This window comes from Bifidobacterium sp. ESL0732 (assembly GCF_029395535.1).
Classification (GTDB): Bacteria; Actinomycetota; Actinomycetes; order Actinomycetales; family Bifidobacteriaceae; genus Bifidobacterium.
This window is the reverse complement of record NZ_CP113920.1, coordinates 2,148,440-2,174,517: the sequence shown is the minus strand read 5'-3', so window position 1 is coordinate 2,174,517 and position 26,078 is coordinate 2,148,440. Positions and strand designations below refer to the sequence as shown.

Genomic DNA, 26,078 nt, shown 5'->3' with positions numbered 1-26,078 from the left:
GGCGTGATTTTCTGGTGTTTCGCCAGTCCGCCCATCCCACCACCTAATTGTGTAAGGATGTATTCTCATGTCACGCTCTGTAAGGCATAATCGTCGGCGAGTCAACGAGGCCGCGCAAGGCATCGCGTTTATCACGCCGACCACTTTGGTTCTCTTTGCCCTTGTTCTATACCCATTCTTATATGGAATATATGTCAGTTTCTTCAAGACGAATCTCATCAACAAGTGGACCTTCGTCGGTCTGAGCAACTACAAACAGATGTTGTCAGGGTCCGATTTCTGGAAGACGCTATTGCTGACGCTTGTTTTCACCGTCGGTGTTGTTGTTGGACATTTCGCATTGGGCTTCCTTTTCGCCAATATCCTGAATAAGAAATTCCGCGGCAGAACATTATTCCGTGTGTTGCTGTTGTTACCTTGGCTTCTGCCTGAGGTCGTGGCGGCGAACGTCTTCAAATGGATTTTGCATCCTACCAACGGCGTCCTTAATTATTGGATGGTGAAGCTGCATCTGCTTTCGAAACCGATTAGTTGGCTTGGAAATCCCAAAACCGCTATGGCGGTGGTCATATTCATCTGTATCTGGAAGGGATTCCCTCTGGTTATGTTGCAGATTCTTGCCGGTTTACAGACGATTCCGGCTGAATTGCAGGAAGCGGCTAGAGTTGACGGAGCAAACGACCGGCAGGTGTTCTGGAAGATAACCCTTCCGGCGCTTAAACCGACGCTGATTGTTGCGCTCGTTCTTGACACGATTTGGTGGTTCAAGCATGTGACGATCATCTGGCTGTTGACTCAAGGCGGTCCTGGCACCAGTACCACGACCATCGCAGTTGACATCTACAAGCAGGCTTTCCAATACTTCCACTTCGGACCCGCTTCGGCGCTCGCTGTGATCGTGTTCGCGATTTGCTTGGTTATCAATTATGTTTACAAGAAGGCTTTGAACAATGAAGAGGACTAAATCCCGCACCATAGGGATGTATGCAATTCTTATCATCGGTGCCATTTTTGCCGCATTCCCGGTATTTTATATGGTTTCGACAGCGTTGAAGCCGATCAGCGAAGTGATGGGGCGAAGTGCTTCGAATATGTTGCCGAGGCATCCGACATTGGAACCTTTCGTTCTGGTATTCAAGGATTATCCGGTCGGACAGTATATTCTGAATAGCTGTTGGACCGCCGGCGTTTCAACACTTGTGGCCATCCTGTTCGCCACATTGGCTGGCTACGGTTTTTCGAGATTCACATTTCCCGGTAAAGGAACATTCCTGCTTTTCATTTTGGCGACTCAGATGTTCCCCTCCGTAATGCTGTTCATTCCATATTACAAATTGCTTGGCTCGTATCATCTTTCCAATACGCTGACAGGGTTGATTCTGGTCTACACGGCCACGGTATTGCCGTTCTGTTCGTGGATGATGTATGGGTATGTCAATGGTATTCCTAAGGATTTGGATGAAGCGGCCTGCATTGATGGCTGTGGTAAGGTGCGGACTTTCTTCCAGGTTGTCGCACCTCTGACGTTGCCGGGAATTCTTTCAACGGGAATCTACGCCTTCGTTACCAGCTGGAATGAGTACATGTTCACGGCGCTGTTCACGTCTTCCGATCTTAAGAAGACTCTTTCCGTTGCCATCGGCCAGATGGCCGGTTTTGATAGCGTCATGTGGAACGAGGTGATGGCGGCATCGGTGATTTCCAGTATCCCGTTGATTGTGCTGTTCATTTTCCTGCAGAAGTACTTCATCAGTGGAATGACGGCTGGCTCAGTGAAGGGATGATAGCTCGGCCGTGCAAAGACGGCAAGGCGGAATGTAAGAGCATGGCATCCAAACCGTTGATATGACGCACTGACCATAGGCGGGAGGATTAACTTATGGTCGTAATAAACTGAGTGCATATGTTTATTTAAGGGTATCCTTGAGTTAAGGATTTCTTTAATGTGTTCAGTGAAAATATATGTGCAGATTCGTGTCTGCACCATATCAGAATGGAAAGATGCCATGGCTCAACCTCACAAAGCCACATTGCGTGTTGTGCAGGTGCTTAATTATGTTCGTACGCATTGTGATAACGGAGCGACTCTAGCGGAAATAGCGAGAGCCTTTAACATTCCCAAAAGTAGTCTGCTTCCTATCATCCATACTTTGCGGGATGAGCACTTTCTTTCCTATGATTCTGTTGCTCAGCGTTATCGCATAGGCATAGGCGCTTATGGGGTTGGTCAAGGCTATATACGCAGCAGCAGTATCCTTTCGGATATCCAGACCGAAATGAACCATATCGTGCAGGCTACAGGCGAGACTTGCTATTTTGGTGAGCTCAATGGTGGTGATATTGTCTACCTGCTTTCTGTTGAATCTCCGCAACCCATTCGCATGGTGGCGACGGTTGGGAATTCTTTACCGGCTTATAGTGCGGCCATAGGAAAAGCCTTGCTCGCCGGGCGCAATATTGAGGAACTCAAGACTTTATACCCTGACGGTCTAAAAAAGGTCACTCCCAACACGATTGATGACTTCAACGTGCTGGACAATCAGCTGAAAGAAATCAGCGAAACCGGTGTTGCGTATGAAAAGGAAGAATCTACTGTCGGTGTACAGTGTGTCGCGGTTCCGCTTATTTGTGATTCGCAGACGAAGGCTGCGATTAGTGTGGCGACACCTTCCTTCCGCATGACGGATAGGAAACGGGCGTTCATCACAGGCTTGCTCAAAGAAAAGCAGCCCAAACTGCAAAACATTTTAGCTGCTGCTGCATGAGTGTTGTGCGTGTCAATTGCCGATTGTGTTGCATTCAGCCGGTTGTCTCTGATTGAGTTTTGAAATCAGAAACAACCGGCTGAACTTGGCTTTGGTCTCTACTGGCTTGATTTTGGGTTACTCCTTGATTTCGATTTTGCCTTTAGTCCCAGAATTTGCGAGCCAATAGGTTTAATCTGAATTGATGTCGGCACACGGCGGGAATTATCTCATTGACCTACGTGCGGTGATGGATTACTTAGGAATGCACGATTTCTGATTCAATTTGCAGATGTACAGGCGCACAGGTGCGCGATTGCGCGTGGGGGTAGTTCGCTTGCAAGATGTCAGTGGTAAATTCTGCGGGGAAAAGTAAGGTTAAAGTATGTCTTGCACAACTTTACTTGTAGGAAAAAACGCCAGTTACGACGGTTCAACGATGATTGCCAGGGACGATGACAGCGGCCACGGCCGTTACGACCCGAAGCGCCTGGTCGCGGTGCGCCCGGAGGACCAGCCCCGGCATTATCGCAGCGTGCTGAGCCATGTCGAAATCGAACTGCCGGATGACCCGTGTGCGTATCTCATCGCGCCCAATGCCTTGAGAAACCGCGGGATTTTGGCCGAAGCCGGTGTCAGCGTCCGCAACGTCGCCATGAGCGCGACCGAAACTATCACTGCCAACGAACGCCTGCTCGGGGCCGACCCGATGGTGGTGCTGCATACGGTTCCCGTCGCAACTTGCGGTGGTTCGGCGGTTGGTGGTGATGACGCTGACAATCAGGGTGCTGCTCACGCAAGTCGTGATTCTCATACTGATGCGAATGCCAAGTCCTCTGTTGCAGAATTTTGGGCCTCAGTAGGTGAACCGAAACCTTACGATCCCAGCATTGCTGACGACATTGCCAACTGCGGTTTGGAGGCTTATCTCGCTGATGATTCTGCCGACGTCAACTCTTCCGAGTCGGCCGATAACAGTACTGTCGCTGAAACTTCCGCAGGGAATGTTGCTGCTGGTTCGTCTACGACTTCCGCCGGCGCTCGCCGCGAAGTTCCCGGTGGCATCGGCGAAGAAGACTTCATTACTCTGGTGCTTCCCTATGTCAATACCGCCCGCGAAGGTGTAATACGTCTTGGCTCGTTGCTGGAACGTTACGGTACCTACGAATCCAACGGCGTGAGCATCTCCGATGCCGATGAAGTTTGGTACGTCGAGACCATCGGCGGCCACCACTGGATTGCCCGCCGTGTGCCCGATGACTGCTACGCCGCCATTCCCAACCAGCTTGGTCTCGACCACTTCGACCTTGACGAGGCGCTGGACGAAAGCCTTGGCAGCAAGCGCGACTATCTGTGCTCCGCCGACCTGCGCGAGTTCATTGTGAACAATCACCTCGATCGCAGCATGGACACCACGCCCGAGCATTTCAAGCACCTCAACCCGCGTAAGATTTTCGGCACCGCCACGCCCAAGGACCATATCTACAACACCCCGCGCGCCTGGTACATGGAGCGCTGCCTGAATCCCAGCGATGACTGGGATTCGCCCAGCGCCCGCTATACGCCGATTTCCGACGACATCCCGTGGTGTCGCGTGCCGGAAAGCAAGGTGAGCGTAGAGGATATGGATAATATTCTGAGCTCGCATTATGAAGACACGCCCTACGATCCGTATGGCCGTCTCGGCACGTCCGAGACCCGCCATCGCTACCGTCCGATCGGCATCAGCCGCACCGGCCACCTCGCCATCATGCAGATTCGCGGGTACGAGCCTGAGGCCTACCGCTCCGTGATGTGGCTGGCGTTTGGCTCACAGCCCACCACCTGCGTCGCGCCGTTCTATACCAACGTGGCTCAGACCCCCGCCTACCTTCGCGAGACCACCGGCGAGGTTTCCACGTCGACGCTTTACTGGACTAATCGTCTTATCGCCGTGATCGCAGACTCGCATTTCGACGCCAACAGCAATGCCATCGAGGCTTTCCATGAGGACATCGCCAGTCGCGGCCACGTTTTCGTAGCCGAGGCCGACGCGAAGTTGGCTAAAACGTCGGATACGGACGAGGCCCGTCGGATCATGGAAGCCGCGAACCAGCGTATGTCCGACTATCTCGAGGCGCGAAGCCAGCAATTGCTTGGCAAAGTGCTCTTTACCTCGAGCGATTTGATGAACAACTCTTTCGCGCTTTCCGACCGTCCGCAGTGAGCGGGCGTTTACTCGGGAATATCAGCTGTGAGTATGAGTATATGAACATAGTTGTCATGGCAGATTAAAAAAGAGCCTGATTCCGCGGTTTGCCGCCGGATCGGGCTCTTTATATATTCAATTTATTCGGATTTTACTTGATTAAATTGGACTTGCTTTTAGTTGAAGCCGATAATATTTTCCGCTACGTTATAGCCCACGCGAATAATCCAGCGCCCGACTGAACCGGGCAGATTAATGGCGCGGGACGGCAGCTGACGGCGCACATCACGTGCGATGCGAGGTGACACGGCCCGTTGGTGTTCCCAAAGCTCCTGCTTGATCTGGTAGTTTGCGGGTTGGCGCGAGAGGATAAGGAAGACGCTGGCGACCACGGATTCGATGGAAAGGAAATGAATCATATAGCGGTAGAGACCGTCGGAAACGTTCTTGCGCTCGGGTGTGGCGGCAACCATCGCACGGTTGACGCGCACCAGCTGGTCCACCCGCCGGATCATCACGTCGGTCTGCACGCTTTGCCCGTCGCGGCCGATGAAGTAGTGGTAGAACGGCGTGCTGATATACATTAGCGATTTGACCCACGGGAACGGCTGATAGGCGTAAATGAAATCGACGTAGAAGGTGTGCTCGGGCAGCTGTGTCTGGGCCGCTCGCAAGACTTCCGTGCGGAAAATCAGCGCGTGCATGATCATGTATTGTGCGATGCCGAAGTGCTTGAGATCGTCCCAATCCAAACGCTTGTCTGCGTCCATTACGCTGTCGAATTTCACGACGTGCTTGCGTTTCTTGCCCACCTTGTCGTAGACATAATCGGTAACGAATAGATCGATCGGCTCGCTGGCGTTGCCTTGCCGACGCATTACATTCATGAGTTCTTTGAGCGACTTCGCGCCCACCCAATCGTCGGCGTCGACGACTTTCAGGTACATTCCTTCTGCGTTGGCAATGCCGGTGTTGACCGCGCCGCCGTGACCTTTGTTGGTCTGGTGAATGACGTGAATGATGTTCGGGTTCGCCGCCGCAAGGCGATCCGCAAGTTCTGGGGTGCCGTCTGAAGAGCCGTCGTCGACAATAAGGACTTCGATGTCATCGCTGTCAGGATTTGCGGTCAACGACGAGACGCAGCGTTCGAGGTAAGTGTCCATATTGAACGCAGGCACTACGAAAGTGAGCGTTTTCGGGCTAGTTTGCGACATGTTTCCTCATTATCGAAATTCGCTGCGTTGATGCGACGAACAAAAGCTAATCTACCATGCAAGTATGAAAATGAGGAGCCTGAGCGCATGAAATGCGGCACTTTCTTCGCAAGTTGTGCCAAAGTGGTTATTAAACTGGTTGTTTATCGTATGTCTAATTTATTTATGACTTTTGCGCCTTCGCGGTTCTTTTGATTCGGCATCACTGGCATTACCGGAATTGCCGTTATTTCTGGCGGGCTTTGCGGTATCGGCATCTTGATTATCCATATCGTCATCATTGTTGCCTTCTGCATCGTCGATGTTGCTGTTGTCGTCGCCTGAATCCTTGGTGTCGGCATTTTTGACATCAGAATCTTTGGTCTCGGCTTTATTGTTGCCTTTGTCGTCGTCTCCTGCGTTCAAGTCATTCTCGAACTTCAGCTTCGGTTTGGCCTGAAGGCGCGAAAGACCGTTCCAGGCCAGGTTGACGATGTGTGCGGCAAGCTGTTCCTTGCTGATTTTCTTTTGGTTCGCAGCCCAGTACTGCCCGGTGAAGACGGTCATGCCGACAAGCATCTGCGCATAATACGGAACGCCTTTCGCGGGCAGCTTATATTGCTTGAATGCTTTTGTAAGGATTTCCTCGACGCGCAGGCTCACATCTCCCAGAAGCGAGCTGAATGAGCCGGCCGGATCAGTGGTGGGGGAGTCGCGCACGAGCACGTTGAAGCCCTCGGAGTTCTCTTCGATGTAGGTGAGCAGCGCCAAGGCCGTGCGCTCCACAATCTGGCGTGGATGAATGTCACCGGCGGAAAGCGCGTCGATAAGGGTGGTCGTCAGCTTCTGCATTTCGCGATCGACGATGACGGCGTAAAGCCCTTCCTTGCCTCCGAAGTGCTCATAAACGATCGGCTTCGACACTTTCGCGGCGGCGGCGATTTCCTCGACGCTCACCGCTTCGTAACCTTTGGCGGCGAAAAGCCCGCGCCCGATGGCGATGAGCTGTTCACGGCGCTGGTACGAGGTCATCCTGGAAGCATTCGACATAGTTATATTGTATGTGACGCTTGAACTAACTTTGCGTCGCGCCTCGCCAATAATCTTGAAGTATGAGTCTTACTATGAATCCCATGCTTATCGTCGTGGCGCTGGTTGTCGTCGCCGTCGTGCTTATTGCTGTGGCCGTGCTGGTGTCGCATTCGCACAAAAAAAACGAGGCGAACGCCCAGAATGCCAACGTTTCCGAAAGTGCGAAAAGCGCTGAAGCCGGGGAGGCGAGCGGTAGCAAAGATAAGGAATCGGTCAAAGCCGCTAAAAATGCCGGGAAAGCAGAAGCTCAAAGTGCCGATGAAGCTGGCAAATCAGCCAATGCCAGTGAGCCAAGCAAGTCAGATAAGTCGGTTAAGTCGAGCAAATCGGACAAGTCAGGCAAAGCAAAAACCAGTGATACGGCGAAAAGCGCCCAGAAAGCCGATGAAAAGAAAGCCGAGAGCGCTTCGAAGGAAGAAACTCCCGCAAAGCCAGATGTCGAGACTCCTGAACCGAAGGCCTCGCGTGCCATTCGTCTCAAGGAGAAGCTCAGCAAGTCGTCGAATCCGTTTGGGCGCGTACTCTTCAATATTCTCGCGAAGGATCAGCTTTCGGAGTCTGATTGGGAAGATGTCGAAGACACACTGTTGCTGGCCGACGTCGGCAGCGAAGCCAGTGAAAAGCTTGTGGACGAGCTGCGCAACGACGCTCGCATCACCGGCACCTCCGACCCGAAAGCCGTGCGCGAAGCTCTGCGCTCCAAGCTCATCGATTTGGTCAATTCCCAGCCCGACCGCGCGCTCAACGCGGACAAGCCGGACGCCAAGAAGCCAAGCGTCATCATCATGGTCGGCGTCAACGGCACAGGCAAGACCACAACCGCCGGCAAGCTCGCACGCCTCTTCGTCTCAGAAGGCAAGAGCGTCATGCTTGCCGCCGCCGATACATTCCGCGCCGCAGCCGCCGACCAGCTCGAGACCTGGGGGCAGAAGGTCGGTGTGCCGGTCGTACGCAGCGAGAAGGAAGGCGGCGATCCCGCGTCCGTGGCGTTCGATGCCTCCAAGCAGGCCAAGGAACAGAACGTCGACGTCCTCATTATCGACACCGCCGGCCGTCTGCAGAACAAGGCGAACCTGATGGACGAGCTCGGCAAGATTCGTCGCGTCACCGAAAAGAACCTGCCGGTCGATGAGGTGTTGCTCGTGCTCGACGCCGTCACCGGTCAGAACGGCATGGCACAGGCCAAGGTCTTCGCAGAAGCTATCGGCATCACTGGTGTGGTGCTTTCCAAGCTCGACGGTTCGGCCAAGGGCGGCATCGTCATCTCCGTGCAGCAGGAACTCGGCGTTCCGGTCAAACTCGTCGGTCTTGGCGAAGGCCCAGACGACCTCGCTCCCTTCGATTCGGAAGGCTTCGTCGACGGCATCCTTGCCTGAGTCTGTAGGATCGCCATCGAATCGTAGCAGGTCACATTTTATCTCGGATGATAATGTGCGGTCTTTTGCATGCCGCCACGGCTGAATCTGCGATGAGAATCAGCATTATCGCTTCATTTTCGTGATTTTGCACGCTGCGCCAAATGGGGTTGCGATGAAAGTCAGCGTTATCGTCTCATTTTGTTGATTTTGCTCGCAGGCTCAAATGGGCATGCCCAGCAGTGGTCATCCGCCGCATGTGGGAGTGGTCGTCTGCTGTTTCTGCCCTTGTCGGCCGAAATCCGGTTCCTGTCGCATGACGACAGCCTCGTTGAATGAACGTAACCATTATGTTTCGATAGTTGCTTGCTTTTTACATCGCCGTAATCTCGCGTCAAACTTCTCCTTACGTTTCCCGTGTTTCATAGCCACATACGGTTCAAGGCGCGTCGAGCCCCGTCGCGCAAAACAGGCCGGAGAGGGGAAACGCGAAATGGATACTGGAAATGCCGCATGGATGTTGGTCTGTGCGTCGCTCGTCTTTCTAATGACGCCCGCGGTGGCGTTCTTCTACGGAGGCATGGTCCGTCGCAAGGCGGTGCTGAACATGCTCATGCTCTCCGCGGGTGCGCTCGCGGTGAGTACCGTGATTTGGGCCCTTTGGGGTTGGTCGATTTCCTGGGGTGGCAAGGATATCGGCGGTGTCTTCGGCGACCCGGCCTCTGGTTTTCTGCTCGGCGACACGATGAAAGCCGGTAAGGACGGCATCTTCACCGCCACGGGTCTCACGCCGAACGGCAACAAATACCCGGTGAGCATTGATGTCGCTTTCCAGCTCGCTTTCGCAATGATCACCGTCGCGTTGATTTCCGGCGCGCTCGCGGAACGCATCAAATACAGCACGTGGATGATTTTCGTAGCCATCTGGGTCACGCTTGACTACGCGCCCATGGCCCACATGGTCTGGAACGGTGGCCTGCTTTCGGCCGATGGTCCGATTTCCAGATTCATCGGTGCGCCCGTTCATGATTTCGCTGGTGGCACCGTCGTCCACATCAACGCGGCGGTCGCGGCGCTGGTCATTGTCCTGTTGATCGGCAAGCGCAAGGACTTCGGCAAGGCCCCGATCCGTCCGCACAACGTCCCCTTCGTCATGCTCGGCGCGTTCCTGCTCTGGTTCGGCTGGTTCGGCTTCAACGCCGGATCCGCCTTCGCGGCCAACGGCACCGCCGGTTACGCGTGGGTGAGTACTTCGCTTTCCGCCGCTGCAGCAATGCTGAGTTGGGGTTTCACCGAAAAGATTCGCACCGGCCATTACACGGCGGTTGGAGCGGCTTCCGGTATGGTGGCAGGCTTGGTCGGCATCACCCCGTCGGCCGATGTCGTCTCGCCGCTCTGGGCCATGGTCATCGGCGCGATTGTCGGTGTTCTGACCTGCCTCGCATGCGGCCTCAAATTCCGCTTTGGCTACGATGATTCCCTCGATGTGGTCGGCGTGCACGGCGTCGGCGGGCTCACCGGCACTGTCCTCATCGGTTTCTTCGGCCAGGGCACGGGCCTTTTCGCCGGTGGCAGTTGGCGACAGCTCGCAGTGCAGTTGGTAGTGGCGCTCGCTGCAGTCGTCTTCTCCGCTGTGGTTACCTTCGTCATCGCCTTTGTGCTCGAAAAGACCATCGGTTGGAGAGTCAACGAAGATGAGGAACTTTCCGGCGTCGATCTTGCCGACCAAGGCGAGAGCGCGTACGATTTTGTAGGTAAAGCCACCGCTCTCCTGAAGGAGATGAAGTAATGAAACTGATAACAGCGATTATTCAGCCACAGAAGTTCGACGAAGTCAAAGAAGCCCTTGCGGCTGCCGGCGTAGAAGGCATGACGGTCAGCGAGGTCAATGGCTGCGGTGAGCAGCATGGCTATACCGAGGTTTACCGTGGCGCGAGTTATTCGGTCAACCTCATCCCCAAGATCCGTGTGGAGGTGGCGGTGCGCGACGCCGACGCTCAACCGTTGGTCGATATCATCGTGAAAACCGCGCGGACGGGCACCATCGGCGATGGCAAGGTGTGGGTGGTACCGCTCGATTCGGTTACCCGCGTGCGTACCGGTGAGCGTGACGCTGACGCCATTTGAGCGGTTGCTGGGCGGTCTGACCTGAACGGTAAGCGTTCGAGTATAACGAATGCGTTGGAAAGCAGATTTACAGGGTTGTTTCTCTGCTTTTCGACGCACGTAGTTTCAGTCTTGCGTTGAAAAGCAGATTTACAATCGACTTTTTCTGCTTTTCGACGCGTAGTCGGATTATTGTCGGTCTCTTTTGTCCTGGAGGTACCGGCGTCGATGCTACTACCTGATTAGATAGAAATAATGGGGCATGAAGAAACGTTTGACACGCCGAATTGGCGATGTGGTTATATTCACATTTAAGGTATGTGGAATGTCGCATTCGTACCTTCTTTGGCGCTGTCGCCGACGAAGTTGTGATATGTAGTCGCTTATGTAGTGCAATAGAAATAGCGCTGGAATTTCAACGATTTCAAAAAACGCAAGAGGAAGTTTACTGCGAAAAAACATCAAAGATGATAAATATTAGTCTAATTATTTAGACATTAAATTATTCTATATGTGAACCATTTTGTCAACTTTATATGGCATCTTTGTCTCTCGTTGTCTAAAAGCGGGATGCGATTCCGTTGGAAGACGACGCGATCGATGAAGTCATGTAGACCGTTTGACGTTCTCGCTTGGCTACCGATACGCAGCAGAAAATTTCATACCGACAGGTACCAGAGAACTTAGCAAGAAGTACGACAACACGTACAACAATTTCGATGTCGCGCGGACTATCGCGCTAGAGGTGATTGTGGTGAAAGGCAACGATGGATACAGAAGGCAAGAGGGCCTCGACGTGTCAGAGCATGGGCAGGGCGTGAAGCGTCGCTATGCCGCGAAGGCCACGACGCGCATTTTCGCCGTGCTGATCGTGCTGGCGACGCTGCTGGCAACCCTCAATGGCACCGTTGCGCCGAGCGAGGCCACCGCGGCCACGCCCGCCAACGACGTCTGCACGACCTTCAAGGACGCAAATAATAATCCCGTCGATTGGCGCTCCACAGACTGCCCCAACTCACCCACGGGCGCGAGCCGCAAACCGATGCTCTTCCAGATACTTGGTGACAACAACTCTATTGACAGTGAGGTTGACGAGGAACGTGTGGATGCGGTGATTCGTGTGGCTCATGGCGAGGTGTCGTATTACCAGAATGGGCAGGACGGCAAGAGAGTCGCGACTACTGCAAGCCACGGTGAGACGGGTCTTAAGATCGCATATAACTATATGGATGGGTCTGACGGAAATGGAGTAATCAAAAACAATTACCGAAATGTTAAGTACGCCGACACCGGCGATGGTATTGATGGTGCGAACGCGTGGGCCGGCAACGAAGACGAGTTCTTTACCATTCACCAGATCAGCCAGATTGGCGACTACGATTACGTCACCATCTCGTTGGAAGGTGATATCAACTATCCCGACGCTGGTGCCACATTGTGGTGGAAGGGAAAGACCACGAAGGAAGAAGGCCGGGTTACGCAAGCTGCCCCAGTCTATGCTATCGTTGGCAAATCAGCGAAAAATGACTCGTCTGATTTCAACTATCTGAAAAATGCCCCGTTGGGCACCAATATCATGGAAAACCAGCAGGTCCATATCTTCCCGGGAACTTGTGCGGGTGATTCCCAAGATGCCTGCAAGGAGCCGGCCGCGTTCCTCTCTTGGGATGGTTACGGGTATTATTGGACTGGAGAACAACCTTATTGGGGCATGGTCACCGATTACGGTTTGGGTGGGAATTTCACGGACACTTCCGGCGCCTCTCATACGACTAATCCCAACAATTATCGCGCTCATCGTACGTCATCGACGCCTCAAGTGGGAGAAGGTATCGCGCCCAAGGACTCGTTCCTCATCAGCTGGTACTACGGGGAGCACAGTGCGCCAACAGATGCTTGCCATCAATACACGTCGTATTGGTATCAATGGGTCGCATTGAGGAATAACGACGAATGGGTGCCCGTAACCGGGCTCACCGGAGATGGTGCCAAATTCGTCACCGGTCAGGATGCTGCATACGAGTCGGGAAGCAAACCATACCGTGCTGACCCTAAAAAGACCAATATCATGGCCTATAACAACAACGATCCCGGCAAGACAAACAAACTCTACGATCCTGACGCCAAGGACCAGCTCCGCGACGGCTCGATCGACTTCGCTAAAGCCAAGAAACTTGACGATGGCACCGAGTCGGACGGTTACTTCAAGCTGGTGACTTGGCCGAATCTCGACGCCAGCGGCTGCGCCACCACGGTGCCGCAGGACAATCCGGGAATCAACTGGAAAATGGTGAATGAGGAAAAGACCAACAAAAGCGGTGATGTGGAGAAGCGCCTGAGTGACGGCTGGACCATGGGCACGGTGTTTTACAAGTACAGCATCTCGCGTCCTGCTCCTCCGGAAATCGACAAGTTCCCGGGCTATGTGCAGCGCTCGAAGCGCATCATTACCGGCACCGGCATCGTCGGCGACACCGTGCAGGTCTACCGTTCAGACCCGAAGAACCCCTTCGATCCCAGTGATCCGCAGAATCTGGACCGTACAGGCATCGCAGTGGGTAAGCCGGTCGTCGTCCAGCCGAAACCCGGCACGGATACAAAGGACGACACGGGCCAGCGTATAGGCATCTGGTCGGTGGAAGATGATGACGACATCGATTCCGACAAGGAGAACGTGGTGGAATACCACGCCACGCAAACCGATACGAGCGCCTTCCACGTCGTCTCGGAGTTTTCGAACACCGCCTACGGCTATTTCCAGCAAGGAATCAACGTCAACCCGGAAATCAGACTGGTCTCCTCACCGCACAGCACTACTGCCGCCGACGGCGTCACCCCTGTTCCCGCCAAAGGCAAGAAAGTAGTCATCAGCGGGCAGGTCAAGGCGCCGCACGGCACTGACCGGATTTGGGTCTATGCCAGGCCGCAGACCAGTGTCGCTCATTCCTCTACCAACTCCACGTCGGTTTCAACGCCGACGGATGGGTCGTCAGGCTCGTCGGAATCGGGGAACGTACCGACTGCCGCGACCAAGAGCGAACCGGACCAGTTGCCGACGGGTATCGATCCGAGCAACAACAACGAGGTCCCGGATCCTTCCTACAAGCTCTGCTATGTCGGAGCGGTACAAGATCTTGACGTCACTAAGCGCCCGGCTGACGGCGATACGGCCATCTCCGACGACGCTTGGAAAGCCAATTGGACGTGTTCCGTTGACCCGTCGGTCTTCCTCGACAAGGATCGTACGGACGCCAATGGCGTGAAGACCTCCAACCCTTACTACCACCACGTGTTGTATGAGATTTCCGCGGTGCGTCAGGACGTTTCGCTTGCCGGCGCAAGTCCGGCTATCGGCAGGGCCAATAACCAGATTATCGATATGATTCCTCCGCTGGTTTCGGTCAGCCAGACCGTAAGACGAGACAAGGGCCTCAGCGGCAAGGTGACGATTCCCGAGACAACCGCCGAAGGTTCGCTGAAACCCACGGAAAACACGGTCGGTTACGATGGCAACTCCGGCATTCCGGTGAAGATCACCTGGCCCAACGGCAGGTCGTCTACGGTGAAAACCGACAAGGACGGTAACTGGCACGCCGACATTCCAGATGGAATGAAGCCGGGCAACATCACGGTGCAGGCCACCGATCGTGCCGGTACGCTGCAGAGCAACCACAACAGGAATATCGACGGTGTGGAGATGGACGGGCACGGCAACGTTTCGAACCTGGCGAAGGCCAAACTCACCGAACCGTTGCCGGCTCTCGCACTGCCGTTCACCGGTTCGCGTTGGTTTGGAGTGATGTTGCTGCTCGCCGGTGTGACGGCGCTGCTGATCGCCGCCTGCGTCTCGCTGGTGTGGTTCCGGTCTCGGGGGCAGAACGCCAGGCACTCTGGGTGAGATACCGCTTGTCTGAGTTGCTGTGAGGTCGCTGTGAGGTCGATACCCGGACGGCTTGCGTTGCAGGGCAATGCAAAAGTCTGGCTGCTGTTGGCCTCATGGCTGCAATCGAGATGACAAATCGGTGGATTGCATCCGCCATTTATTAATTAGACAAATAAATAATAAAAGTCTTATAAATGAAAAAGACCGCTGACTGAACCAACTCAGTGATAATCAAAGATTTGGTCCATGACCGTCGCTTTGCGGCTTGAATGCGTGGGCCGTTATGGAATGAAAAAGAAACCGATAAGAAAGGGTATCCTTCCATGTTGTTTGATAAGACGATTCGTCGTGCGGCAGGGGTCGCGCTTACGGCGGCCACGCTGCTCGCGCTGGCGCCGTTCGGCGTCGCTAACGCGGCCGGCCAGGTCGACGTTTCGACCAAAGATGCCGGGCGCATCACCATGCCGACCAAGAATCAGGAAACCATTGCCATTCACGGCGAGACTGCTGCGATGGCAGGGCATTCCTTCGCTGCTGTCAGAATCGGCACATACGCCTACGCCAGCGCCTCGGGCGACAAGCTCAGCGAGATCGGCGTCGAAACCGACGGGCAGGCAAAGGATCTTGCGCAGTCCGCTCTGGACGGGGTCATCAAGCCTGCCGATCAGGATGCCAAGTACAAGGGCAATCCGGTCGGTGAAGTCGCCTCCAAGTGGCTCGGCTACCACTCCGACAGCGTCGCGAGTGCCAATAAGGACGAGGTCTCCAACAGCGGTACCAAGGCCGATGCGTGGGGCCGCGACGGCAACCTGCGTAAGTTCGTCACTGCTCTGGCCAAGGCCGAGCATGGCACCACCCACTTTTCCGATTTGGTGAAGAAGGCGACTGCGACCAAGCCGGAAGACGTGCAGACCGACAGCGATACTTCCAAGTCGACCGTCACCATTTCGGGTCTTGCTCCTGGCCTTTACGTGGTCGAGGACGTGACTGGGGAGGCGACGAGCGCCAGCACCAAGTCCGGCGCCAACTCCAACTCCATCCCAATGCTCGTGGGCACCGGCATCACCATCGATGCAAACACCAAGTACACCCAGATGGCAGACATGAGAGATCCGCTGGGCAGCATCGAGATGAAGAGCTACAACCCGACCATCGACAAGAAGATTGTGTCCACCGACGCCTCGATCGGCGGAACCGTCAAGTACCAGCTCACCGGCCAGGTGCCGCTGACCACCGGCTTCGACCACTTCATCTACACGATGGTCGATAAGCCTGGCAAGGGCCTGACCTACAAGCAGGGCAGCGAAAAGGTGACCATCAACGGCCATGACGTGGATGCCCAGACCGGCACCGCCAAGGGCTACACGGTCAAGACCGGCGCGTCCAGCGCCGATGGCCGCACTGGCGACACCGACTTCATCGACTTCGATCTTTCCTCGGTCATCACCGACCAGCAGTACATCTGGGAGGATTCGATCGTGGTCACCTATGAGATGACCGTCAACGACAACGCCGATGAGAACGACGGCCTATCCAACGGCGTCTCGCTCTCCTATTCCAACGACGTCAACGACCAGACCAAGAATGCGGCCGCCACCGCCGGTGACGGCGGTGCCGTGAACTCTGGTGCTGCGAACGGTTCCGTGGCATCCGTTTCGCCGACCGACGGCGGAACGGGCGCGAAGATCCACTTCCGCCACTTCAGCCTGCTGAACGCCGACAAGCTCAACGGCACCGTGCTCACCGGCGCCACGTTCACCATCAAGTCCGTGTCTCAGGGTGCGTCCGCCCAGGACGACAGCGAGAACATCTCCTTCCGCAAGCTCGCCGATGGCTCTTACAAGAAGGTCGTCGCCCCACAGGAAGGCGACACCACGGTGTCCACCACGCTGTCCACAAGCAGCAAGGGCAAGATCACCGTCACCGGCCTCGGCGAAGGTGTCTATGAGATTGCGCAGACCAAGGAGGCGACGGATTACTCCCACTCCTTCCTGCCGGACTTCCAAGTCAAGCTTTCCGTGGATGACACCACTCCGCGTCCGTCCGATGCCAAGGTGACCAGTGACGTCCAGTTCCAGGTCAAGGTTTCCAAGGGCGATTTCTGGGGCCTGACCAGCAAGGATGTCACGACCCCGTTCACCGACGGCATCCACGAGGGCAAGACTGTTAACTGGGCTCCCGCCGAATCCGTCGTCGAGAGCGCCGACAACACCAACGCCATCGTGGTGTGCAACGTCACCTCAATCTCGCAGCTGCCGATGACCGGTGGCGCGGGCGCGATCCTCGCCCTGCTTGTCGTCGTCGCGCTGATGCTGGCCACCGCGCTGCTCATCACTGCTCGTCGTAAGATTCGCGAGTAGAGTCGGTAGGCGCTTTCAATGGAAATCGCTTAGCGTGTATCTTGCATCTCAGATGGTCGAGACACGGCGCTTCTGCGTGTTGACGTGCTGTGCGCTAGATGTTGAGTTGACAGCGGTGTGTGTCAAGCGGTTCGCTGATTTGAAGGAGGCGGAACTCGGAGACGGGTCCGTCTCCTGCATTTTGGTGAAAGTATTACGAATTTTGATTTCGATATTCGTGTCTATGGTTTTCGGCATATATTTCGATACCTGAAGAAATACTTTTCCGACGTTTTACGAATACGTTTCCGATACTTTTCTTTTATTGTGCCGATAGCTTTCGCCAACGTTTCGGCTAACTCACCGAACGTTTCCCGAAAGTTTTGCGCGTACTTTTATTTGATGTTTTATGGGCGCTTTCCTGATATTCCGCAGGTATGGTTACCCGATATTTTTTACGGATTGTTATCCGACAGTTTCATCCATACTTTTATTCGCCGAATGGTCCAGGTTCCGGTAGGGAGGCAACGATGGTAGTAGAGCCCGACAACGTTCTGCCGCTGAGATTGCAGATGTTCGAGACGATCATCGACGGCAGCGAGGCGCGCATCAGCCCGTGGCGTCGCAGGCTCGCTGTCATCATCGACGTGCTGATCGTCTGCTGCTTGGTGGCGCTGGTGGTGGCCATCTCGTGGTTCCCGACCATCTGGCTGGTGCATGCCTACCGCGAGAACCAGGAGGTCAACACCGCCGTCAACCGCATCGCGAAGTGGCCGCAGGGCAAGACCATCGACGAATACCACCGCGTGCAGGCCTATAACCGGAAGGTCGCCGATTCCGGGCAGACGACGTTGGGGGAGTTCGCCGATCCCTTCGCCGACGCGGATGGTGCGGGTAGTTCCGGCAATTCCAGCTCCGGTTCCGGCACTTCCGGTGCCAGGAAATCCAAAACCGCCGCCAAACCCAAGCCGCAGAGCGCGAAAGACGCGGAATACCAGTCACTCTTGAACGACGGCACCGGCGTGATGGGTACCATCCGCATCCCCAAGGTCTCCGTGAACCTGCCGATTTATCATGGCACTTCCGACGACGTGCTGCTCAAAGGCGTGGGTCACCTGTACGGCACGAGCTTGCCGGTCGGCGGTAAATCCACCAACGCCGTCCTGAGCGGCCACCGCGGCCTGAGCACGGCATTGCTGTTCACGCGCATCGACGAGCTGCGCCGCGGCGACGTGTTTTACGTGCAGACCCTCAACCGCACCATGGGCTACCGTGTGGTCGGCATCCACGTCATCGACCCGAGCGATACCTATTTATATAAGGTCGTGCCCGGCCGCGACCTGATGACGCTCATGACCTGCACGCCCTACGGCGTCAACACCCAGCGCCTGGTTATCACTGGCACCCGTCAGCCCATCCCGGACCCAATTCCCGACCCCAACAACGCCAAAGGAGATCCCGTGATCTTAGCAATATTGACTACCATCGCCATACTCGTCATCGGCCTCGTCGCCGCGATCCTGAGCCGTGTGCTCCGTCCCGCGAGCCGTCCATCCCCGGTGCGCCACGCCGCGCTTATCGGCCTGCCGTCCCGTTTGCGCGGTCGCCGTTTCCGAAAGAACGCAGGCGCGCGTCACACCGCTACTACCCAAGAAATCATGTATTGATTTTTGGGATTGACCGTGTTCTTCGCGGTTTTTTCTGTGTGGGCTGTCGGCTTCAGTTGACAGCCCACACGACTTTTTGGCCTATAACCCAGCTTCCAAAGGTTATAGCGAGACCATTTCGTTTTAATAACAAAGCAATAACATAGAACCATTTTCGGCAGTGTCATAGATATGACGAAACCCCTTGAAAATCAAGGGGTTTCGGAGTGGCGGAGAATACGAGATTCGAACTCGTGAGGCTGTTACACCAACACGCTTTCCAAGCGTGCGCCATAGACCACTAGGCGAATTCTCCAGCATGCACATTGCCGAGCCTGCAAGCAGACCTCACAACACACAACTTAAATAAGATATCATGAGGTCCCGAGCTTCGCAAGCAATTTCGGCGCCGGCGTGGCGGTTCAATGGTATTTTGTAAGCCAGCGTCAGAAAAGTGCAAGTTGGAGAACGCAGCCTGCACTTTTCTGATGGTAATGCGTGAATTATGCATGTTGAAGAGCGTAATGTGCACTTTTTTGACGGTAATACACGAAAAGTGCGTTATGGATGGCGCTAACTGCACGTTTTGGGCAGTGACGTGAAAAAGTGCAGGTTCGATAGGCTGAAACCACTAATTCTGTGACCTCTTGATTGGTCGAGGCACACAAAATAACGCTATGCTCGCCGAAACCCTCCAATGGAAAGAGTGCCGGCGAACATAGCGTTATCGCATTTGCAAAGACTGGTTATCTTCAGTCTTCCTTGAACTTGATGTCGAAGTTGCGCTCATAGTGCAGGAACATTGTGGCGCCGTAACGGTCGACGTCGCGGTGGGTGAAGAGCATACGAATCGCGAACGCGGTCTGGGCATCGTAGGGCAGGGCCTTGAAAGCCGCGTGTGCATCCCAGTTCGGCGGCGCGATAGCCTTGTCGGGAACGTAGGCATAGCCATAGCCGTCCTCGTCGATATAGCCCATAAACGGCAAATCCCAAGCGTTATGGTCGGTCAGTTCCTTCTTGAAATCCTCGACTTTGGCAAGGGCGTCGTCCCCGATGCCGAATTTGCGGGCTACCTTGTTGGCCTCTGCGGTCTTTTCTGCTGCGGTTTCGCCGTACAGCGCCGGATCAACGACGATGGTTTTGTCATCTGCCATGATGCATTCCTTCCTATCGACTTTCTTGCCAATAGACGACGGGATGTTTTGTTCGAAAATGTTACTATGAACATCCTTTTCGCAAGAACAACTCGTTCAGATCTTTCCGACACTTTGCCGTGCCGACTCACTCAGTGTAGCACACGAGTTTTGGGTGGAGGTTCTGAATTTTGTAGATTTCGTCACTATGCCGCCTATTTGCTATGGTTCCGACAAATAAATATTCAGTTGATGGATTAGTGACGAATAAATGTCGTGAAACTAACATTTAAAATGTTAGTTTTGCTTTATATCATTTAGGTAATTGTTATCAGGTCTGATGATATTAGTGGCAATTGGCCGGGGCTCTCTGGCGGGTCACAATGGGTATTATTCCCGATATTGTTGATTTTGAATAGTGTTGACTCCTATTTAAGGCCACACAACCGATGGTGATGTTGTCGCGTTATGCCGCAACTTTGCCGCTTTGTTTATCTGAATTAGGCAAATTTCGGCAAACGCAAACGGAGATACAGAATGCTAATTCTTAGTCAGAGCGTGATTAACTGTTATGATTTTGCTAATATTTCGTCCCATATATCCCTATTTTTCCTTATAAGTATTACTGTTACATTGGATTGGACGTGATTAGCCCTGCTGCATGGGGCAGCGTTCGTTTTGTTGGACAAAGAATAAAACTGAAAGCAAAAAGATGGTAAACATGTCGGGTCGAGAGCCGCTGCGGAAAGCGCATGGAGCGGATGCGGGCAAACCGGATTCTCGATTGGCGTCGAGCTATCCGAAGACTTATCTAAAGGGAAAGAAAATGAAGAACGGATTAGTTGAGGTGGCCGCCAAACTTGCGGCCGTATTGGCGGCGCCAGCGCTGGGGCTTGCGTTGACAGCGGTTCCGGCACAGGCGGCGACGGACACGAATCTGAGCGGCTTCGATCAGGCCGGCATCGGTTCTGTGTCTTCAGGGGCTGACGGTGACAGGCAGCGCAATGGCTTCGGTGCTAAGACCATCGGCAATCAGAAGGTGTCTCCGGCCGCAGATGCGCCGAAAGACGCCATGCCGGACAACCCGAGCCAGAAGCTGCCCGACAAGGTCAGCGCCGCCGTACCTGATGACGCGACGGTGGTTTCGAAGGATTTGGCCGTGACCAAGGACGGTCAGGTAAAGAATATAGAGACCGGCAAGCCGGTAACCGACCCGAAGGTGGTTGGCACCAAGGATAAGCAGCCGGACCCGTTGGCCAAGACGGATGGTAAGCGATTTATTCCTGTCTCCGCCGATGAAGTGAAGCAGGCCGTCCAAAAGAACGGCGGCGATGCTAATGCGACGGATAACGCGGAATCGGGTTCTTCTTCGGATACTCCCAGCGGTAATAATTCCGCTTCGACCAATGCAAATGCCGCTTCCAAGGTTCAAGCCCAGGCAACGAATAAACCAGTCGGCACCGTGCGCAACGTGTCGTTAGGCAATGGTGATTGGGGTGCTTATTGGGGTAGCTACAACAATACCCCAGCATTCTTCGAGGCCGGTGGCAATCTCTTCGCACAACAGGCCAAAGGTGTGGTGGACGTTTCTGAATATCAAGGCAATATTGATTGGCAAACCGCGAAAAATAATGGTGTCGAAGGTGCAATTATTCGTGTTGGTTTCGGCTGGGGTAATAGGTTTGATTATCAGGCCCAACGCAATATCAACGAATGCAAGCGACTTGGCATCCCCTTTGGCATTTATTTCTATTCGTATGCGGCAACGCCATCTGAAGGTGCTTATGAAGGCTCTGATTTAGTTGGTAAATTACGTAGCGTCGGTGTAAACCCAAGTGATCTGAGCTATCCGATTTTCTATGATCTTGAATATTGGACTGATTCAGGGCGTGTGCCGCCATCAGATTCCGGTACCTACGACGGTATTGTCAATAATTTCTTCATGCAGGTGCAATTGAATGGTTACGGTAATGTGGCTGTTTATTCCTATACATATTATCTAAATACGGCACTCAATTCATACAATATTCGTTCCAGAACTCGTTGGGTTGCAAGTTATGGGGCGCGCACTAATTTTGGATATTCCACCAACGAGCGTGGCTGGCAGTATGCCGACGATGGTAATGTTCCTGGTATCGGGAATGTCGATATCAATGCTTTTGGCAATTATAATTTTGTAAGCGATATTAACCTTTTGTGGCAGGTTCGGCAAGAAGATATTGCCGTAGGAGCGGCTGTCAATGTGCCAGGAAACTTGGAATACAAGTGGCAATCATATAATCTGAACACTCATATATGGACTAATATTGCCGATTGGAATGGTGCTAATTGGGCAGGCTGGGAGGCTGAGCCTGGAGATTTTTGGCTTCACTTGGAAGTTCGTAATGCTTCAAGCCATAATTTGATTGGGACTAAGACCATCTCATTCCGCTATTCGGCAGGTTATGCTGCGATTACGGGGACTTACGCAGGTTATCAGGGCAATGGCATTTTGCTTGGTATGAGTTCCAATGATCCTTCGGCTAGATATGTGGTCAAAATCTACGACTACAACGCGAGGCAATGGGTATCACAATTTTGGGGTCAATGGGCTACTTGGCAACCACATCGGGGTGTGTATTGGACTCACTATGAGCTTTATACATCGGATGGCCGGCTTGCTGACACCAGAACATATGCATTTGGAGTTTAATAAGTTGAGGTAGCCTGCTACATCCTTATGGCAGATAAAATGGGTGGGAATCGAACAAGTGATTCGGTTCCCACCCATTTTGTGCATGCAACTACAATTTTGTACTTATTTGCAAATAATAACAGCCAAAGAAACTTTAAAGATCAGAAGCGAGAATCTTGTTCTCTGCCACCTGTAATAGATGCTGGCCATAGGGGCTCTTGCCGTACTTGTGGGCGGCTTCGAGCAACTGATCGCGGCTGATCCAGTTGTTTTCGTAGGCGATTTCCTCAAGCACTGCAATCGGCAGACCTTGTGCACGTTCCACGGTGCGGACGAATTCGCCGGCTTCATACAGTGAGTCCATGGTGCCGGTGTCAAGCCAAGCATAGCCGCGGCTCAGCGTCAGCACGTTCAGCGACCCATCGTTGAGATACATTTTGTTAAGGTCGGTAATTTCCAGCTCACCTCTCGCCGAAGGCTTGACCTGCTTGGCAAAATCGACCACGCGATTGTCATAGAAGTACAAGCCTGTAACAGCGTAATTCGAAGCCGGATGTTCCGGCTTTTCGACGATGCTAACGGCCTTATTGTTCCTATCAAATTCCACCACGCCGTAGCGTTCCGGATCGTCGACATAATAGCCGAATACGGAAGCGCCATGCTTCACTTTGACGGCACGCTTAAGTACCTGACTCAGGCCATTGCCGTAGAAGATGTTGTCGCCGAGCACCAGCGCGCAGGAATCGCCGTCGATGAAGTCCTCACCTATGATAAACGCCTGGGCGAGACCATCGGGGCTGGGCTGCACTTTGTAGGAAAGGTTGAGGCCGAACTGGCTGCCGTCGCCGAGCAAATGCTCGAAATTCGGCAGGTCTTTAGGTGTGGAAATCACTAGAATATCGCGAATTCCTGCGAGCATGAGTACGCTCATTGGATAGTAGATCATCGGCTTGTTGTAGACAGGCAACAGCTGTTTCGAGGTTACCGTCGTCAACGGATAAAGACGTGTGCCCGAACCTCCTGCGAGAATAATACCTTTCATGGTGCCTCCTTAGTCCTGATTGCGCTTGTGGTTTGCCAGATACGTTTCTAAAAGCTCTTCCCAATTCGTAGGCTCAAAACCAGTCTTGCGAATCTTGGTGAGATCCAGCGCGCAGTGGTGCGGACGCTTAGAACCGCCGGTTTGGGCGGCATAAGTATCTACAGAATTCGCGTCGATGTATTTGGTATCGACTCCTTCAAGCTCAAAGATTTTGGAGGCGATATCGTACCAAGAAGCAACGCGACCGGAACCAGTGAGATTATAAGTGCCATAATCGCAACCGGAGTCGAGCAGATGGAAGATGCCCTTGACCAAGTCTCCGACGAAAGTCAGGCGGCCACTTTGGTCGTTGGGTGCCTGTGCGGTCTGTTTTTGCGTTTCGGCAGCTTGCTCAGCAAGGCCGAGCATGCGGGTCACAAAGTTCTTTCCATCGCCGACGATCCAACTGGAGCGGATGATGTAGTGGCGGGGGACAGTGGAAACGATGGCATCGGCCGCGGCTTTGGTCTCGCCGTAGACTCCGAGTGGAGCGAAACCTTCATCCTCCGTGTGTTGCTCGGTGGTTCCGTCGAAAACGTAATCGCTGGAGATGTGAACGAGAGTGATGCCGTGACGCGTAGCAACTTTGGCGAGATTCGCAACGCCATTGACATTTGTGTTCCATGCCGCCTTGCGTCCTGCCGGAGTTTCGGCCTTGTCTACCGCTGTAAAGGCTGCAGTGTTGATGATGGTGCCGTAAAGGTCCCAGTCATAGTTCTCATAAGCGGCAGGATTGGTGATATCGAACGTATCGGAATCGACAAATTCAAAGCTGTCGAGCTGATGCTCCTGAACATACTTACGGATTGCATGGCCGACTTGTCCGTTGCATCCGGTGACCAGCGTGCGTTTGGGTGCCATGGGTTTGGCGTCCTTGAGCATCGGGTGATGCAGGTCGGCCTCGCTGCGCTCGCTCTCCTCCAGCGGAATGGGCCAATCGATATGCAGATCCGGATCCGCGAGATTGACAAACGTATACGTCTTCTTCTGCTCCAGCGACCAGTGCGCGTTCACCAGATACGTATAGACCGTACCATCCTGCAGCGCCTGGAAGCTGTTGCCCACGCCACGCGGCACATAAATCGCGCGAGACGGATCAAGACGGGTCGTATAGACCTGACCGAAGCTCTCGCCGGGGCGTAAGTCGACCCATGCGCCGAAGATCTCGCCGGCCGCTATGCTGATGTACTTGTCCCAAGGCTCGGCGTGGATGCCACGCGTGACGCCTTTCTTGTCGTTATAGCTGATGTTGTTCTGCACCGGCCCGAAGTCCGGCAACCCCAGCGCCGTCATCTTGGCGCGCTGCCAGTTCTCCTTGAACCAGCCTCGGTTGTCGCCGTGTACCGGCAGGTCGAACACCAGCAGCCCCGGAATGTTCGTCTTAGTGACCTTCAGGTCCTTTTCAAAATCAAATGCCATATCTAGCCTCGCTTGCGTTACGTAATTGCCGAACTATTTCAAGACAAAACGCGCCACACCTTTCGGGCGGCGCGCGACGAAAATCATTGGCCTTGCTTCTTGTACTTGGCCTCGGTAGCCGCCTTGGCGGGCCTCCACCAGTCCTCGTTGTCCGTGTACCACTGAATGGTCTGCCTCAGGCCAGATTCGAAGTTCGTGTGCTTTGGCTTCCAGCCCAGCTCGGTCATAAGCTTGGTCGGATCGATGGCATAACGACGGTCGTGGCCGGGGCGATCGCGCACCCAGTCGAATGCGTCTTCAGGTTGACCCATCACGCGCAGAATATCATGTAGAACGTCAAGGTTGTTGCGTTCTCCGTTCGCGCCGATAAGGTACGTCTCACCGATCCTGCCCTTGGTGAGGATGGCCCAGACAGCGCTGGAATGGTCCTCGGTATGGATCCAGTCGCGCACGTTCAGGCCGTTGCCGTAAAGCTTCGGACGCACGCCGTCGAGAATGTTCGTGACCTGGCGCGGGATGAACTTCTCCACATGCTGGTACGGGCCGTAGTTGTTGGAGCAATTCGAGATCGTGGTGCGCAGGCCGTAGGTGCGATGCCAGGCGCGAACCAGCATGTCGGCACTAGCCTTGCTGGAGGAGTACGGGCTGGACGGACGGTACGGCGACTCCGGCGTAAAACGATGAGGGTCGTCCAACGCAAGGTCGCCATAGACCTCGTCGGTGCTGATCTGGTGATAACGCACGTCGTACTTGCGTCCGGCTTCAAGCAGACGGTACGTACCAACGATATTCGACTGAATGAAAGGCTCAGGGTCGGCGATCGAGTTGTCGTTATGGGACTCCGCAGCGTAATGCACGATGGCATCGTGGCCGGGCACAATCTTGTCAAGCAGTTCGGCGTCGCAGATGTTGCCATGCACGAACTCGACCTGATCCTCGGGCAAGCCGGCGATGTTCTCGATATTGCCAGCATAGGTCAGCGCGTCGAGCACGGTGACGTGCGTTTCGGGATGGTTCTTCGCCACCCAGCGCACGAAGTTCGAACCGATAAACCCGCAGCCACCGGTCACGATGATATTCTTAGGAGCAAATTCTTCAGTCATGCTCACTATTCTACCTGTGTGCGCGAACCGCAAACGCGCTCAGTTGATAACTACAAGGTTCAAGCACAAATATGCGGTATTCGGCCTTATGACGAACCCACATGCACCAAAGGTTCGGCTTG

Annotated in this window: 18 protein-coding genes and 1 tRNA gene; 11 read left to right on the top strand and 8 right to left on the bottom strand. The window is 54.1% G+C overall.

Annotated features, from left to right (window positions below):
* Positions 1-67: 67 nt before the first annotated feature.
* From OZX70_RS08300 to OZX70_RS08285, 4 genes are all read left to right on the top strand, one after another.
* Positions 68-964 (top strand): sugar ABC transporter permease, encoded by an 897-nt coding sequence (locus OZX70_RS08300; RefSeq protein ID WP_277180672.1) that lies wholly within the window; start codon positions 68-70, stop codon positions 962-964.
* Positions 951-1,784, top strand: coding sequence for a carbohydrate ABC transporter permease (locus tag OZX70_RS08295; protein WP_277180670.1), 834 nt, complete (start codon positions 951-953; stop codon positions 1,782-1,784). Before OZX70_RS08300 ends, OZX70_RS08295 begins: the two co-directional genes overlap by 14 nt.
* A gap of 159 nt (positions 1,785-1,943) precedes the next feature.
* Positions 1,944-2,765 carry an IclR family transcriptional regulator gene (locus tag OZX70_RS08290; protein ID WP_277180668.1) on the top strand — a complete coding sequence of 274 codons (822 nt, stop codon included), beginning with the start codon at positions 1,944-1,946 and terminating at the stop codon, positions 2,763-2,765.
* A gap of 364 nt (positions 2,766-3,129) precedes the next feature.
* Positions 3,130-4,950, top strand: a complete 1,821-nt coding sequence (locus OZX70_RS08285) for a C69 family dipeptidase (protein ID WP_277180666.1) — start codon at positions 3,130-3,132, stop codon at positions 4,948-4,950.
* A gap of 158 nt (positions 4,951-5,108) precedes the next feature.
* Here the strand turns inward: OZX70_RS08285 and OZX70_RS08280 are convergent, their stop codons facing one another.
* Entirely contained in the window at positions 5,109-6,146 is a 1,038-nt protein-coding gene (locus OZX70_RS08280) for a glycosyltransferase family 2 protein (protein ID WP_277180664.1), read from the bottom strand.
* Between the two features lie 159 nt (positions 6,147-6,305).
* The gene (locus OZX70_RS08275) at positions 6,306-7,157 is read right to left on the bottom strand and encodes a TetR/AcrR family transcriptional regulator (RefSeq protein WP_277182184.1); all 852 of its coding nucleotides are present in this window, start codon (positions 7,155-7,157) and stop codon (positions 6,306-6,308) included.
* A 101-nt stretch (positions 7,158-7,258) separates the two neighbouring features.
* Between OZX70_RS08275 and ftsY the strand changes: the two genes are divergently transcribed.
* From ftsY to OZX70_RS08250, 5 genes are all read left to right on the top strand, one after another.
* Positions 7,259-8,593 carry a signal recognition particle-docking protein FtsY gene (ftsY, locus tag OZX70_RS08270; protein WP_277182183.1) on the top strand — a complete coding sequence of 445 codons (1,335 nt, stop codon included), beginning with the start codon at positions 7,259-7,261 and terminating at the stop codon, positions 8,591-8,593.
* Positions 8,594-9,065: 472 nt separating this feature from the next.
* A complete protein-coding gene (locus OZX70_RS08265) occupies positions 9,066-10,361 on the top strand; it encodes an ammonium transporter (protein WP_277180662.1) in 1,296 nt (431 codons plus the stop codon).
* Entirely contained in the window at positions 10,361-10,699 is a 339-nt protein-coding gene (locus OZX70_RS08260; RefSeq protein ID WP_277180660.1) for a P-II family nitrogen regulator, read from the top strand. Before OZX70_RS08265 ends, OZX70_RS08260 begins: the two co-directional genes overlap by 1 nt.
* A 598-nt stretch (positions 10,700-11,297) precedes the next feature.
* On the top strand, positions 11,298-14,576 hold the full coding sequence (locus tag OZX70_RS08255) for a hypothetical protein (RefSeq protein WP_277180658.1): 3,279 nt from the start codon (positions 11,298-11,300) through the stop codon (positions 14,574-14,576).
* 308 nt (positions 14,577-14,884) lie between these two features.
* Positions 14,885-16,921, top strand: a complete 2,037-nt coding sequence (locus OZX70_RS08250; protein ID WP_277180656.1) for an isopeptide-forming domain-containing fimbrial protein — start codon at positions 14,885-14,887, stop codon at positions 16,919-16,921.
* Positions 16,922-16,969: 48 nt separating this feature from the next.
* Here OZX70_RS08250 and OZX70_RS08245 read toward each other — a convergent pair whose 3' ends face one another.
* Positions 16,970-17,158 (bottom strand): hypothetical protein, encoded by a 189-nt coding sequence (locus tag OZX70_RS08245; protein WP_277180654.1) that lies wholly within the window; start codon positions 17,156-17,158, stop codon positions 16,970-16,972.
* A gap of 272 nt (positions 17,159-17,430) precedes the next feature.
* Between OZX70_RS08245 and OZX70_RS08240 the strand changes: the two genes are divergently transcribed.
* Complete coding sequence (locus OZX70_RS08240) at positions 17,431-18,567, top strand: class C sortase (RefSeq protein ID WP_277180653.1); 1,137 nt, start codon at positions 17,431-17,433, stop codon at positions 18,565-18,567.
* A 207-nt stretch (positions 18,568-18,774) separates the two neighbouring features.
* Here OZX70_RS08240 and OZX70_RS08235 read toward each other — a convergent pair.
* Positions 18,775-18,862: transfer RNA gene (locus OZX70_RS08235), tRNA-Ser, on the bottom strand.
* Between the two features lie 436 nt (positions 18,863-19,298).
* On the bottom strand, positions 19,299-19,700 hold the full coding sequence (locus OZX70_RS08230) for a glycerophosphodiester phosphodiesterase (protein WP_277180651.1): 402 nt from the start codon (positions 19,698-19,700) through the stop codon (positions 19,299-19,301).
* 805 nt (positions 19,701-20,505) lie between these two features.
* Between OZX70_RS08230 and OZX70_RS08225 the strand changes: the two genes are divergently transcribed.
* Positions 20,506-22,371, top strand: a complete 1,866-nt coding sequence (locus OZX70_RS08225) for a GH25 family lysozyme (RefSeq protein WP_277180650.1) — start codon at positions 20,506-20,508, stop codon at positions 22,369-22,371.
* 136 nt (positions 22,372-22,507) lie between these two features.
* Here OZX70_RS08225 and rfbA read toward each other — a convergent pair whose 3' ends face one another.
* The 3 genes from rfbA to rfbB all read right to left on the bottom strand — a co-directional run bounded on the left by rfbA (position 22,508) and on the right by rfbB (position 25,956).
* The gene (gene rfbA / locus OZX70_RS08220) at positions 22,508-23,395 is read right to left on the bottom strand and encodes a glucose-1-phosphate thymidylyltransferase RfbA (RefSeq protein WP_277180648.1); all 888 of its coding nucleotides are present in this window, start codon (positions 23,393-23,395) and stop codon (positions 22,508-22,510) included.
* A gap of 9 nt (positions 23,396-23,404) precedes the next feature.
* Positions 23,405-24,853, bottom strand: coding sequence for a bifunctional dTDP-4-dehydrorhamnose 3,5-epimerase family protein/NAD(P)-dependent oxidoreductase (locus tag OZX70_RS08215; RefSeq protein WP_277180646.1), 1,449 nt, complete (start codon positions 24,851-24,853; stop codon positions 23,405-23,407).
* Between the two features lie 83 nt (positions 24,854-24,936).
* Complete coding sequence (rfbB, locus tag OZX70_RS08210; protein ID WP_277180644.1) at positions 24,937-25,956, bottom strand: dTDP-glucose 4,6-dehydratase; 1,020 nt, start codon at positions 25,954-25,956, stop codon at positions 24,937-24,939.
* Between the last annotated feature and the right edge of the window lie 122 nt (positions 25,957-26,078).

Coding starts and splice junctions, on each gene's coding strand:
- OZX70_RS08300 (WP_277180672.1), top strand. CDS start 68: ATGTCACGCTCTGTAAGGCATAATCGTCGGCGAGTCAACGAGGCCGCG.
- OZX70_RS08295 (WP_277180670.1), top strand. CDS start 951: ATGAAGAGGACTAAATCCCGCACCATAGGGATGTATGCAATTCTTATC.
- OZX70_RS08290 (WP_277180668.1), top strand. CDS start 1,944: ATGTGTTCAGTGAAAATATATGTGCAGATTCGTGTCTGCACCATATCA.
- OZX70_RS08285 (WP_277180666.1), top strand. CDS start 3,130: ATGTCTTGCACAACTTTACTTGTAGGAAAAAACGCCAGTTACGACGGT.
- OZX70_RS08280 (WP_277180664.1), bottom strand. CDS start 6,146: ATGTCGCAAACTAGCCCGAAAACGCTCACTTTCGTAGTGCCTGCGTTC.
- OZX70_RS08275 (WP_277182184.1), bottom strand. CDS start 7,157: ATGACCTCGTACCAGCGCCGTGAACAGCTCATCGCCATCGGGCGCGGG.
- ftsY (WP_277182183.1), top strand. CDS start 7,259: ATGCTTATCGTCGTGGCGCTGGTTGTCGTCGCCGTCGTGCTTATTGCT.
- OZX70_RS08265 (WP_277180662.1), top strand. CDS start 9,066: ATGGATACTGGAAATGCCGCATGGATGTTGGTCTGTGCGTCGCTCGTC.
- OZX70_RS08260 (WP_277180660.1), top strand. CDS start 10,361: ATGAAACTGATAACAGCGATTATTCAGCCACAGAAGTTCGACGAAGTC.
- OZX70_RS08250 (WP_277180656.1), top strand. CDS start 14,885: ATGTTGTTTGATAAGACGATTCGTCGTGCGGCAGGGGTCGCGCTTACG.
- OZX70_RS08245 (WP_277180654.1), bottom strand. CDS start 17,158: ATGCCGAAAACCATAGACACGAATATCGAAATCAAAATTCGTAATACT.
- OZX70_RS08240 (WP_277180653.1), top strand. CDS start 17,431: ATGGTAGTAGAGCCCGACAACGTTCTGCCGCTGAGATTGCAGATGTTC.
- OZX70_RS08230 (WP_277180651.1), bottom strand. CDS start 19,700: ATGGCAGATGACAAAACCATCGTCGTTGATCCGGCGCTGTACGGCGAA.
- OZX70_RS08225 (WP_277180650.1), top strand. CDS start 20,506: ATGAAGAACGGATTAGTTGAGGTGGCCGCCAAACTTGCGGCCGTATTG.
- rfbA (WP_277180648.1), bottom strand. CDS start 23,395: ATGAAAGGTATTATTCTCGCAGGAGGTTCGGGCACACGTCTTTATCCG.
- OZX70_RS08215 (WP_277180646.1), bottom strand. CDS start 24,853: ATGGCATTTGATTTTGAAAAGGACCTGAAGGTCACTAAGACGAACATT.
- rfbB (WP_277180644.1), bottom strand. CDS start 25,956: ATGACTGAAGAATTTGCTCCTAAGAATATCATCGTGACCGGTGGCTGC.